Origin of the sequence: Arcicella gelida (genome assembly GCF_034931025.1) — a bacterium.
Classification (GTDB): Bacteria; Bacteroidota; Bacteroidia; order Cytophagales; family Spirosomataceae; genus Arcicella; species Arcicella gelida.
This window is the reverse complement of sequence record NZ_JAYGIL010000005.1, coordinates 85161-98589: the sequence shown is the minus strand read 5'-3', so window position 1 is coordinate 98589 and position 13429 is coordinate 85161. Positions and strand designations below refer to the sequence as shown.

10 protein-coding genes are annotated in these 13429 nt (G+C 34.5%); 4 read left to right on the top strand and 6 right to left on the bottom strand.

Translation table 11 applies throughout. From position 1 onward, the window contains the following. Positions 1-32: 32 nt before the first annotated feature. The 6 genes from VB776_RS05495 to VB776_RS05470 all read right to left on the bottom strand — a co-directional run bounded on the left by VB776_RS05495 (position 33) and on the right by VB776_RS05470 (position 7876). The gene (locus VB776_RS05495; RefSeq protein WP_323326807.1) at positions 33-1058 is read right to left on the bottom strand and encodes a glycosyltransferase family 4 protein; all 1026 of its coding nucleotides are present in this window, start codon (positions 1056-1058) and stop codon (positions 33-35) included. 11 nt (positions 1059-1069) lie between these two features. After that, positions 1070-1996: an NAD-dependent epimerase/dehydratase family protein gene (locus VB776_RS05490; RefSeq protein ID WP_323326804.1), complete on the bottom strand. Its 927-nt coding sequence runs from the start codon at positions 1994-1996 to the stop codon at positions 1070-1072. Between the two features lie 193 nt (positions 1997-2189). Continuing rightward, positions 2190-3455 (bottom strand): nucleotide sugar dehydrogenase, encoded by a 1266-nt coding sequence (locus VB776_RS05485; RefSeq protein ID WP_323327084.1) that lies wholly within the window; start codon positions 3453-3455, stop codon positions 2190-2192. An 89-nt stretch (positions 3456-3544) separates the two neighbouring features. Continuing rightward, complete coding sequence (locus VB776_RS05480; RefSeq protein WP_323326802.1) at positions 3545-4747, bottom strand: glycosyltransferase family 4 protein; 1203 nt, start codon at positions 4745-4747, stop codon at positions 3545-3547. Then, positions 4722-6332, bottom strand: a complete 1611-nt coding sequence (locus VB776_RS05475; protein WP_323326801.1) for an alginate lyase family protein — start codon at positions 6330-6332, stop codon at positions 4722-4724. Before VB776_RS05475 ends, VB776_RS05480 begins: the two co-directional genes overlap by 26 nt. Before the next feature lie 308 nt (positions 6333-6640). Further along, positions 6641-7876, bottom strand: a complete 1236-nt coding sequence (locus tag VB776_RS05470; RefSeq protein ID WP_323326799.1) for a nucleoside recognition domain-containing protein — start codon at positions 7874-7876, stop codon at positions 6641-6643. 149 nt (positions 7877-8025) lie between these two features. Here VB776_RS05470 and VB776_RS05465 point away from each other — a divergent pair, with 149 nt between their 5' ends. The 4 genes from VB776_RS05465 to VB776_RS05450 all read left to right on the top strand — a co-directional run bounded on the left by VB776_RS05465 (position 8026) and on the right by VB776_RS05450 (position 13351). Then, complete coding sequence (locus VB776_RS05465) at positions 8026-8760, top strand: M15 family metallopeptidase (RefSeq protein ID WP_323326797.1); 735 nt, start codon at positions 8026-8028, stop codon at positions 8758-8760. Between the two features lie 292 nt (positions 8761-9052). Next, complete coding sequence (locus VB776_RS05460; RefSeq protein WP_323326795.1) at positions 9053-10507, top strand: TolC family protein; 1455 nt, start codon at positions 9053-9055, stop codon at positions 10505-10507. A gap of 56 nt (positions 10508-10563) precedes the next feature. Then, a complete protein-coding gene (locus VB776_RS05455) occupies positions 10564-11937 on the top strand; it encodes an efflux RND transporter periplasmic adaptor subunit (RefSeq protein ID WP_323326793.1) in 1374 nt (457 codons plus the stop codon). Between the two features lie 127 nt (positions 11938-12064). Then, complete coding sequence (locus VB776_RS05450; protein WP_323326791.1) at positions 12065-13351, top strand: aminotransferase class V-fold PLP-dependent enzyme; 1287 nt, start codon at positions 12065-12067, stop codon at positions 13349-13351. Positions 13352-13429: the final 78 nt, after the last annotated feature.

The following is a 13429-nucleotide window of genomic DNA, read 5'->3' as shown; positions in this document are numbered from 1 at the left end:
TGATAATTTTACGAGTAATGAAATGAATCGATTCAGGATTTAATACCCTTTTCGTAAAAGATTTGTAACATCATCCAAACAAGCCCAACGTACACGGCAATTATCCAAGAACATTGTGATACCCATTGATTAGTAGCAAGAATATCCTCAATAAAAAAGATAATCATTCCAGAAAGTAAAGAAATTATACTTAAAAATAAAACAGTTTGTCGTTCTGAAAAACCCGCATAAACCAAATGATGCGTAAGATGGTCTTTACCACCAATAAAGGGAGAAATACCTCTTTTCATTCTGAAAAAAATAACGGTTGAAGTATCAATCAAAGGAATTATAAAAGACAAAACTGGTATTAAAAACTGTCTTCCTTGAAAACCTTCTACGCCTAGTTCTCTAAAATTCCAAAAGTATTGAATACTTATCCAAGCCAAAAATGCTCCTAAAAACTGACTTCCAGAATCGCCCATGTACATTTTAGCAGGTTGCCAATTGAAGAATAAAAAGCTAATCAACGCACCTATGATAGAAGCTATGTAAAAATTTAGCTCTAAACTTGATTCTTCAGATCTTATGATTAGAGCAATTAACAATATTATCAAAACCGTTGAAGCCAAAATACCATCCATATTATCAAGCATATTAATGGCGTTCATCAGACCAATTATCCAGAAAAAAGTAAAAACAGTATTCACAATATTACTTTCAACCAAATGAATAGTATGTTCATTGCCAATTAATAAAGCGACAGAGGATTGTCCTAGCAATTTTAAGAAGGGCGAAAGAAAAAAATAATCATCAATCAAGCCAAAACCAAAGGCAATACTCAGTGGAAGTAAAAGTGAAAACATCGGATGGCTTGTGTACACAAATACAATCAAAAACACAATGTAAAATGAAATTCCACCAAGTGTTGGTTTCTTGGAAATATTCCAGCGGGTTTGAAGTTTTGATTTTTTAGGGGCTTGAAATTTAAGATATTTCAACAAAGTATTATTCAGTACTAATGAAAAAATTAGGAAAAAGACTCCTAAAACAATCAAAGGTTCGTAGCTAGTGTTCATAGAGGTAAATTTTAGAGGTATGGATTTATAATACGTTTGAGACCTTCTTCTAAAGAGATTAATTCTCTTCCTAAAATTTGTTTCATTTTAGTATTATCAGGTTTTCTTCTAGCCATATCGCCTTTTTCGAGAGCAGGCAAATGTACGATAGATGAATGTGAGCCAGTAAGCATAATAATCTTTTCTGCCAAGGATAAAATACTGATTTCTATTTCAGAGCCAAGGTTAATTACCTGATTTAATGCTAGATTTTCATTGAATATTTTGTACGTTACTTCAATATTATCTTCGATATAACAAAAAGTTCGAGTCTGAGAACCATCTCCATAAATTGTAATCGGTTCGTTTTTTAAGGCTAAATTCAAAAATCTTGAAATCACAAAATCATGATTCTGTTTAGCACCATAAGTATTGAAAAATCTAAAAATGGTATAATCTAAATCAAAAGTAAATTTGAAAGACTCAATAATCGTTTCTCCAACTCTCTTGACGGCCGCATAAGGCAATTTCCCATTCAAGGGGGTTAATTCCTCATGTTGGGGATACTCTTTAGATTCGCCATATACTTCGGACGAAGAAGCGAAAAAAATACGCTTTACATTTTTATCTTTCGCTAACCTCAGAATATTCTTAGTTCCTTCAATATCTCCCAAAACTCTCAAAGGATTTTCAAGCGTTCTTTGAACGCCAACAATAGCAGCATAATGGAAAATATAATCAAAGTCAAATTGATTCATTATCTCTGAAAGACTTCCATAGTCATTGACATCGCATTTCAGAAATTGGTAATTAGAAGGCGGTTTTTGGGGAAGATTTCGCTCATTCCCTGTAGAAAAATTATCGAGAGCAATTATAAAATTTTGCTCATCCTGTAAAAGCCTGTCGGCCAAAGAGCTTGGTATAAAACCTGCTCCTCCTGTGATAAGAATCTTTCTCATGCTAAGGGTAGATTAGGCAGTAAAACGTAGGTTTATTAATATTCTAAAGTAGTAAAAAAATAAAAACGATTTTAAAAAAGAGCTATATTTTTTTTATAACTACTTAATAATTAGACACAAAAAAAGAGACAAACAAATTGCTTATCTCTTTTTTATACTTATTTGAATTGAATCATAAACTGCAAAACAAAAATTACAGTCTTGCATCCACTAAATCTTTTTGCCATAAAGATTTAATGTCATAAACTACTGCATCTGGGTTTTTCAATTGTTCCAAATCCAAATTTTTGTATTCATCGTGCGAAACTGCTAATAAAATTCCATCGTACTTTTCTGTGATTGTATCCAAAAGCGTAATGCCATACTCCTCGTGTACTTCTTTTTTGTCAGCCCAAGGGTCATGCACGTCAATTTGTACCCCAAATTCTTTTAGCTCTTGATACACATCAATTACTCTTGAATTACGAATGTCAGGACAATTCTCTTTGAAAGTAATTCCTAAAATTAATACTTTACTTCCTTCGATTTTATGTCCTTTTTTAATCAATAATTTAATAAGTTTTCCGCCTACAAAAATGCCCATATTATCGTTTACTCGTCTTCCAGAAAGAATTACTTGTGGATAATATCCCAAACTTTCCGATTTATGTAGCAAATAATAAGGGTCAACGCCGATACAGTGTCCGCCTACTAAACCGGGTTTAAATTTCAAGAAATTCCATTTTGTACCAGCAGCTTCTAATACTTCGGAAGTATCAATGCCCATTTTATCAAAAATCAATGACAATTCATTGACGAACGAAATATTTACATCACGTTGAGCATTTTCAATGGCTTTGCTGGCTTCCGCAACTTTCAACGACGAAGCTTTATAAGTACCTGCTTCGATGATTGAGCCATAAAGTTGGTCAACAAACTCAGCAATTTCTTCTGTTGAGCCAGAAGTTACTTTTCTGATTTTAGTTAAAGTATTGATTTTATCGCCCGGATTGATACGCTCTGGCGAATAACCACAGAAGAAATCTTCATTAAATTTCAGCCCACTTTCTCTTTCCAAAACAGGTACACAGTCTTCTTCTGTACAACCCGGATAAACCGTAGATTCGTAAATCACGATGTCGTTTTTTTTCAACACTTTTCCGACTGTTTTACTTGCCGAAAGCAAAGGAATTAAATCTGGTTTTTTGTATTTATCAATTGGCGTTGGTACTGTCACGATAAACACATTACAAGTACTCAACATCTCAGGAGAAGCCGAAAAAGTAAGCTTTTCAGAAGCTTTCAATTGCGAGGATTCCACTTCATGCGTTCGGTCGTGACCAGCATTTAACTCGTTTACTCTTGTTTGATTAATATCGAAACCCAAAACTTGGTACTTTTTTCCAAATTCTACTGCTAAAGGTAAGCCTACATAACCAAGGCCAATAATTGCGATTTTTGTTGATTGTATATCCAAAATGAGCGTCAATTTTAAAAAATGCTATCGTCAATTTCATTAATTCTTCATTTAGAATTAATAATTTTTTGAATTAAAACATAAAGGTAAGCTTATACTACATTTTTTTCAATGTTAGGTGAATGAATCATTGCTAAAATGATTTTTGCCATTTCGTCCATTAGTATTTTTCGGCTAAATTTTTCGATAAAATCGCTTCGATTTACTTCTTCAGAACGATAATTTTCTAATTTTCTAACCAAATTTTCCGAATCGCAAGGCTTGAAAAGAATAACGTTTGCAACATTTTTTTCGATAAAATTTCTCGCAAAACCATTTACACCGGCAATAATGGTTTTGTTACTTGCACCATATTCAAAAATCTTTGATGGCAATACTTTTTCAAAAGCTTTGGCGTCATTCAAGTGCAAAAACAAGAAATCGCTTTTCTGATAAAATTCAATCAACTTTTCCTGACTGACTGGCTTAAACAAATTGACATTTTTTACATTCAGTAGCCTTAATTTTTCTGCTAACAAAGTTTTGGTATTTCCATCGCCGATGATGTTGAAAATGTAATCTCCTTCCAACGCTTTTGCTGTTGCTGGAATAATTTTCTCCAAACCTTGTCCATTTCCAATATTTCCTGCATAAGTAATTATTTGGGGCTGATTTTGAGGAATATGTTCAAAATTATGTGCTAAAAATACTTCATCTATTCCATTCGTAAAATAGCTAACATTTCCCTTGAAGTATTTAAAATTATCCGCAAAAGCCTCTGAAACAAGATTGAGATGTTGGGCAGTATTGACGCTAAATTTTTCAATTATTTTCAAGATTGGTACAAGAAATACTTTCATAAAAAACTTGAGAACAGGATTTTGAAAAGCTTCTAAAACTGCTTCTGCAAAAATATCCCTTATATCCAGAAAAAGTAAAGTTGGTTTTCGGCGAGCAATTATCGCACCGAGGAATGCCGTAAAAAGTCGAGATGAAGAAGCGTAAATCAAAGTATATTCATATTTTTGGGTGTATCTCAGTACTGATTTGGCGTAAAATATAAAGGCAAAAATTTGCCCGAAAATACTGTTTTTATGTGCTGGCAAAGGAATTCTGCGAATGATTAGATTATTCTTTTGCTCAAAAACTGGGGCTTGATTGCTAAAACTGTGATAGCGATTTGGTGTTGTGGTAAGTACTTCTATCGAATCCGTAGAAGTAATTTTTGCTTGAAGAGCTTTCACCAAAGCAGTACTTCGGAACGAACCTGCACATAAATCTGGCTGAAAGTTAAAACTTAGGACGAGGATTTTCATAAGCTTCAAGTAGTTTAATTGTAGTTGTTAATTCACTTTGAAAGTAAATAAGTACAAATTTGGACGGTTTTAGCAGGTTAAATTCTTCGGCTAATAAGTATTCATTCAGCGAAATTTCTACCTTTTCTGAAAAAGTAATTGTGGCAAAATCGGTTTGAATGGTATTCTCGGTAACGGTGATTTCGATGTTGGGGCAAAAGTGTAAAAATGCTTTTGCTGGAAAATTTTCGTTCCCAAGTATTCTATCACGAATAATAATTTGATTTTCTTCTGAATAAAAATCTCTTTGATGAACAATTCCCAAACGCTGATAGCCGTTGTGCGAAGCCGAAATATGATTGGCTGATTCTGATAAAATCTTTGGTTTCGCTCGCCTCGCTACTCTAAAAATACTCCAAATTTCCGATTGTTCAAAATCCCCAATTTGAACGGTATTATGTGCCGCAGTCGAACGTTCCTGCTGTCGCCTTTCAGCAAACTGATAGGTAGAAGTACCAGTGTCCACAATAAAAGGCTTTCCACGAATGTACAGGATGAAATTAAAAGTGTCGGAATGAGCGTGTGCAGATAAGTATTTGGGAGAAATTTCAGCCACATCGACAAACAATTCAAAGGAAGTTTTCATAAATTTTCGATAACCACTTTCTTTGATTTTCGTCGGTTTGGGCGATAAACCTAAGCTTTTGGCGAACGCTAAAAGTTCAGCAGTATTGGGAGCAAAATTTTGTGCGGAATCATTTACTAATGGAATATCGCCATTTCTGAAAGTAATTTCATTTAGAAAATCTACCATTTTTTGAGCAATAGTCCTCAACAATTCATTTATGGAGTACTCGCCAAAATCAGGATTATTTTTCACCAAATTCAGACAGTCGAGCAAACGAAACAGTACGATTTGATGATACATGGGCGATAATTCAAAATGTCCACCGTCAGCTAAAATCTGTTCTTTTAGTTCGTGTTTTAAAAGCTTGGTAGCAATTTTCAAAAAGTACTTATCTCTAAAATAATAAGCGGCGAAAAGTAAGGAAAAGGCATTTTCCAATAAGTGATTTCCTAAAATGTGGTATTCAAGATTGTTACTCAAAATACGATAATGAGCCATCAAAAAGGCATCAATTTTTGGTTCTTGAATTTGATGATAAGTCAAAAATTTTATCCAATTGATGCCTCTCAAAGAAATCGGATAAGGCTCTAAACCTGTGCTGATGCTTGAAGTATTGATATAAGTATTTATCAAAGCTAAACCTTCTTCTTTGGATAAGTCATTTTGATGCAGAAAGTCAAAATAATTGAGCTGATATGTCCATAACTTTCCGAAAGATTTTTCATCATTCCAGTCGATTGTTTGATTAAAATACTTGGATTGATTCAGAAAGACAAAACGATTTTCGGTTGGGAAATAAGTCTTTTTAGTAGGAATTGAAGGCTGTAAATGTAATCTAAAACTTTTTGCTTCAATCATTTTGGGATATTGCCAGCGAAGTATTTTTCTAACCAAACGTTTTGTTCGATAATACAATTGATAAAATATTTGCTTCGGATGCAAATGTAGAATTGTGTAGAAGTAGAGTTTTGTTTTCATAGATTTGAAGACTTTAGGACATAAGAAACAAGATACAAGATTTTAGACGCAAGATGCTGTATTTCAAAAAACTGATTTTTGAAATACAGCACAAAAGATTCAGTTGGTAATCAATAACTGAAGTAGCGGCAATCCCTTGCGGTTGCCGTTTCGAGAGAGGCAACCGCAAGGGATTGCCGCTACTCGTTTAGTTTTAAAATCAGTTTTATCATTTTTTCGCTTGTTGTTCAATTAAAATTGGCGTTTCTAAACCTTAAAGCAACACAAATCCAACATCCGATAGCCGACTTCTGAAAGCCAACAACAGCCTAATGAAAGAAAATATAGCTCACCCAAATGGCAGTAATCACACTGACTAAATCGGCTGTTAAACCTGCCCAAAGTGTGTAGCGTGTATTTCTGATATTCACTGAGCCAAAGTACAAGGCTAAAACATAAAAAATGGTATCCGAAGAACCTTGAAAAACACATGACAAGCGTCCCGCAAAAGAATCTGCACCGAAGGTTTTCATGGTATCAATCATCATTGCTCTTGAGCCTCCACCGCTCAAAGGGTGCATCAAAGCCGTTGGCAAAGCGTCCGTAAAATCGGTGTTCATTCCCGTTAAAGAAAAAGCAAATTTCATTCCGTCAACAACCCAAGTTAAAGCACCAGAATTTCGTAAAGCTCCAATCGCCACCAACATTGCCACCAAATAAGGAATTATTTTGACCGAAGTCTCAAAACCACCTTTTGCTCCTTCAATAAAAGCACTAAAAACATCTACTTTTTTGCGTACAGCTCCCAATAAAAATGAAATAATAAACGTAAATAAAATAAGGTTGGATGCCACTTTTGACACTACTTCAATTTGCTCTTTCGGAATACTTGAAAAATACCAAAGTATCAAGCCAATAAACAATGAAATGCCACCTAACCATGAAATAATTACTTTATCAAACAAATTGATTTTCTGACGAATTGCGACAAAAAGCAAGCCCGTAACCGTAGCCACATAAGTGGCAATCAGACATGGAATAAAAATATCTGAAGCATCAGCCGCCCCATAAATCGAACGCTGTGCCATAATACTGAGGGGAATTAACACTGGCCCAGCACTGTGCAAAACCATAAACATGATTTGTGCATTAGAGGCAACATCTTTACTCGGGTTCAATTCCTGCAAACTCTGCATCGCTTTTAGTCCAAAAGGTGTAGCAGCATTATCTAAACCCAACATATTGGCTGAGAAATTCATAATCATCTGTCCATTCGCTGGGTGATTTTTAGGAATTTCAGGAAATAAACGATTGAAAAATGGACCAACTAAACGAGCCAAAAAATTGATTGCTCCAGCACGCTCGCCAATGTTTAACAAACCCATGAAGAAAGTCATCACGCCAGCCAAAGGCAATGCAATTTTCATTACCGCTACTTCGGAAGAATCAAACATTCCATCAATGATTAATTTGAAAATTTCGGTATCACCCGTAAAAATGAGTTTGATTAAAGCAACGACAAAAGCAACAATAAAGAAGGCAATCCAGAGGTAATTTAAGGCCATGTGTTAATTGGTTTGATAATCTCAATTTTGAAAATGAGTTTCTAGAATTTAAAAATAGCAGTATCAAAAGCAAAAAATGGCTTTATTTACATTATTCAAAATAATTCACCCTTAAATTTATATTTTATTCTCCAATGAACATCAACAATATGAGAAAACATATTTTTAGTCTCTTACTTTTGTCACTGGCTGCATCCAGTTTTATAGCCAAGCATAAAAGCTTTAAAAACGAAGAAAATAAGAAATCTTCAAAGCTACAAACGACATCGACTTGTGAATACGAAAAGAAAATGATTCAACAAGGATTAGTCAATGTCAAAGAAATTGATTCTTCTATTCTCGTTGAATTGAAATATTCAACGACTGATAATTTTGTTGGCAAAGACGTTTATGGTTGTATTATCAATTGTTTTATGCAGAAACGTCCAGCACAAATGTTAAAAAAAGCGAATGCTTTACTCCAACAAAAAAATCCTAATTACAGACTTTTGGTGTATGACGGCGGTCGTCCATTAAGTATTCAAAAAATACTTTGGAATACTCTTAGTCAATATTCGCCTAAAGAACGTGCAAAATATGTGGCAAATCCAGCCGAAGGCTCTATTCACAACTATGGAAGTGCAGTAGATTTGACCATTGCTACAGCCGATGGAAAAGCCTTGGATATGGGAACGAAATATGATTATTTCGGGGAATTGGCTTATCCTGTAAAAGAAGATTACTTTTTAGCTCAAAGAAAACTGACAAAACAGCAAGTAGCTAACAGAATTTTGCTGAGGAGCGTCATGGAAGCCGTTGGTTTTATGCCTATTGACTACGAATGGTGGCATTTTAATGCTGTTTCGAGAAGAGAAGCCAAACAGATTTACCAGATTATTGAATAAAGCTTTGATAAAAATACAATCAACCGTTCGATTTTAGCAAAAAGTGTTCGTTTTCGGACACTTTTTTAGTTTACAAACATTTATAAATACTTGTAAAACAATCATTTATAATCGATGGCATATTACTTGATGATTTTAAGAACAGAACATTTTAGGCATAAGCTTAAATAGGATGCGAATTCTATGGAATATTATCAATTTCCCTTTTATCATAGCATCGTAGCCGTTTATCCTAAAAATTTTTAAAGCCCCAAAAATCATTCGTAACATTGAACCATAAATTATAAGAATTATGAAATTCTCATTACTAATCCTAACAGGCATTACTTTATTGACTTTTCAAGGAAAAGCTCAAAACGCTATTCAAGCAAGCGGAAATGAAACAAAGTTATCGTTGCAAGAAGCAGTAAATATTGCCTTGAAAAACAACATTTCAGTCAAGCAAAGTGAAAATCAAATGCTATTGAGCAATTTGCAATTGAAGCAATCAAAAGATAATAGATTGCCAAATGCAACAGGTTCAATCAACGAATCTTTCAATTTTGGTCGAAGCCTTGACCCTTTCACTAACACCTATATTGAAAAAAACATTAATTACAATAGCTTGAGTGTTAATGCTAACGTAACGATTTTCAATGGTTTTTTATTGAGAAATACCATTCTTCAAAACGATTTATTGTTGAAAGCTACTGAATTAGACTTACAAGCGATGAAAGAAAACATTTCTTTGCAAGTAGTTTTAGCTTACCTCAATATTCTGAATGCTCAAGATATTCTTGTTATTTCTCAGAGTCAAACACAAATTACTGCTTTACAAATTCAACGTACCGATAAATTAGTTCAGGCTGGGTCTTTACCACAATCTAATTTATTAGACTTAAAAGCACAGTTAGCAACCGAAGAAACAACGGTTATCAACAATCAAAGTACTTTAGATTTAGCTAAACTTTCATTGATTCAATTATTGAATGATAAAAATATTACCGATGTAGGTGTTGAAAGAGTATCATTACCAGTACCTGCTACTTCTCAAGGATACGATGCTAATGCTACTAAAATATTTGAAATTGCCGAGAAAAGTCAACCTACTATCAAAGCCGCTGATTTAAGAATAGAAGGAGCAATAAAAGGCATTGATATTGCCCGAGCAGGCTTTTTACCAATAATCACAGCTGGAGCAAACTTTGGAGCTAACCAGTCTAATGCACAAAAACTTTACCGCCAAGATGGTACAACAAGCTCTAACTTAGGAACTGTAAATGTAAGCGGAGTTGACTATCCTTTAGTTGTAACTCAAGCAAGATTTGTTGAAGATGGAACAGTAGCTTATTTTCAACAACTAAAAAATACCGCCAATTACGGTTTTGGCTTTAATGCTTCAATCCCAATTTTTAGCCGATTCACAAATAAAAACAGAGTAGCACAAGCAAAAATTCAGAAAAGTAATGCCGACTTGACCGCCCTTCAAGCTCGCCAAACATTACGCCAGAATATCGAACAGGCTTATACAAACATGAATAATGCCGCCAAACGTTTTGATGCTCTTACAATACAAGTAACCGCTTTGGAAGAATCATTCAGAGCTGCTGAAAGTAGATTTGGTGCTGGTGCTATTGATTTTGTGAACTACAGTTTACAAAAAACCAATCTTGATAAAGCTCGTGGCAATCAAATTCAGGCAAAATATGACTTTATTTTTAGAACAAAAATCTTAGATTATTATCAAAATAAACCACTTACCTTTTAACTTGTGATGAAGTGATTTTAATCTCTCACTAACAGTCACACAATTTAACCAACATTATGGCAAAGAAATCTTCAAATAAAATCTGGTGGATATTAGGTGGAATCATCGTAGCATTAGGCATTGCATTGTTTGTTGCAAAACAACAAGGTCTGATAGGCAAAGAACCATCAACAGAAGTAGAATTCACCAAAGCTAAAAAAGCAGATATTATCGAAAGAGTATCAGCTTCAGGAAAAATTCAGCCTGAAATTGAAGTAAAACTTTCGCCAGATGTTTCAGGAGAAATTGTAGGATTGTACGTAAGCGAAGGTGACTCTGTAATAGCTGGTCAGTTACTTTTGAAAATTCGTCCTGATAACTATGAATCTTTATTGGCTCGGGCAGAGGCACAAGTAAATTCATCGAAAGCATCAGTTGAGCAATCAAAAGCAATGCAATCTCAAGCAGAGTCACGTTTGTTGAAAGCTAAAATTGATTATGATCGCAACAAGAAATTACATGATGATAAAGTAATTTCTGATGCAGATTTCGACCAATTCAACTCACAATACTTGGTGGCAAAACAAGATGTAGAGTCAACAAAAGCAAGTGTTTTGGCAGCTTCATTCAATGTGAAAAGTTCGGAAGCTGCTTTGAAAGAAGCAAGAGCGAATTTAACAAAAACTACGATTTACGCTCCACAAAGTGGAACGATTTCTAAATTGAATGTTGAATTGGGCGAACGTGTTGTAGGTACTTCTCAAATGGCTGGAACTGAATTACTTAGAATTGCCAATTTGAATAAAATGGAAGTACGTGTAAATGTGAACGAAAACGACATTACACGTGTTTCAATGAATGATACCGTTATTATCGACGTTGACTCATACAGTGCTTCTGGCAGAAAATTCAAAGGAGTAGTTTATGAAATTGCGAGTTCAGCAAATGGTTTAGGAACTTCTGCTACTACAGTTTCAACTGATGCAGTAACTGAATTTGAAGTAAAAATTAGAGTGTTACGCAAATCTTATGAAGATTTAATTGTGGGTAAACATTCTTATCCATTAAAACCAGGAATGACGGCATCAGTTGAAATTATCACCGACCGCAAAAACGGTGTTTTATCTGTTCCGTTGGCTTCTGTAACCACTCGTGACCCGAATGCTAAAGAAGGAGAAGAGAAGAAGGAGGATGCTCCAGAAGAGAACAAGGAAGAAGAAAAAGTTATCAAAAAAGAGAAAGTAAAAGAAGTAGTTTTTGTATTGGGTAAAGACAACAAAGCAAAAATGAAAGAAGTAAAAACAGGTATCTCTGATTTTGAAAATATTGAAATCCTTTCAGGTTTAACAGATGGCGAAACCATTATTTCTGGTCCATATTTAACCGTTTCAAAAAAATTGAAAGACGGTGAATTGGTTAACAAAAAAGAAGTTAAAAAAGACAAAAAATAGTCATTATAATAGTTTGGTTTAGGGTTTATGAAAAAGCCAGTCAGGAATGTTTTGACTGGTTTTTTTGTGTACTTTGGTTTCGCTTCGTTGAAGATTCTTTTGTATATTTATGTAAAACAAACTAAATATGACAACAAGACGACATTTCATCAATCAAGTTTCAGCGCTTGCTGGCGCTTCCTTACTTCCAACTTTTAAAGGTTTATCATCCAACGACTTACAAACGATTAGTAGTTTCTCTCCAGAAAAATCTGCACTACTAATGGCTTCCGATGAAGACTATTGGTATCAAATTCAACAGGCTTATACCGTTTCTCCACAAATCATCAATTTGAATAATGGTGGCGTTAGTCCAGCACCAACAGTGGTTCAAAATGCGGTGGAACGATACGGAAAATTTGCCAATGAAGCTCCAAGCTATTTTATGTGGAGAATTCTTGACCAAGGACGTGAACCATTGCGAGAAAATCTAGCCAAATTTTCAGGCGTTTCTCCAGAAGAAATCGCTATCAATCGTAATGCGACTGAAGCTTTAGATACTGTAATTTTAGGTTTACCTTTAACCCGTGGCGACGAAATCGTTATGAGTAAATATGACTATCCAAACATGCTTCACGCTTGGCGACAAAGAGAGCTACGAGAAGGTTTAAAAATCAATTATGTGAATATTGATTTACCATTAGAAGATAACGATTTGATTGTCCAGAAATATGTAGAACAAATGACTACTCGAACAAAAGTTGTTCATATTACGCATATTGTTAATTGGAACGGACAAATTTTACCTGCTAAACGCATTGCTGAAGAAGCACATAAACGTGGTATTGAAGTAGTAATTGACGGAGCGCATTCATTTGCTCACCTTGAATATAAAATTCCTGATTTGGGTGGAGATTACTTCGGAACAAGTTTACACAAATGGCTTTCGGCACCAATCGGCTCAGGAATGCTTTGGGTGAAAAAGGAGAAAATTAGTAAAATTTTTCCGCTGATTCCTAATGACAAACCAAATTCAGACAATATCAGAAAATTTGAAAACTTAGGTACTCGTCCATTTATGATTGAACAAGCTATTGGACAAGCACTGAATTTTCAATTAGCCATTGGCAATGCCAGAAAAGAAGCACGTTTACATTTCTTGAAAAGTTATTGGGCAAAAGAAGCAAGTAAAATACCCAAATTTAAACTCAATACGCCCATCAAACCCGAATATTCGGGTGCTTTGGCACATTTTAGCATAGAAGGCATGGAAGCTGGTAAAGTTGAAGCAGAGTTATTCGCAAAATATAAAATTCATACTTCGCCTGTAAAATGGGAAAAATTAGATGGCGTAAGAGTTACTCCACACGTTTATACAAGTTTACAAGATTTGGATAGACTTTTAGATGGAATAAAGTATTTGGCAAAAGCTTAAAGAGTGATGAGTTTTGAGTGCAAAGTGAAGAATAAAATACTCACCACTCCTCATGCTGCACTCAAAACTCATCACTCA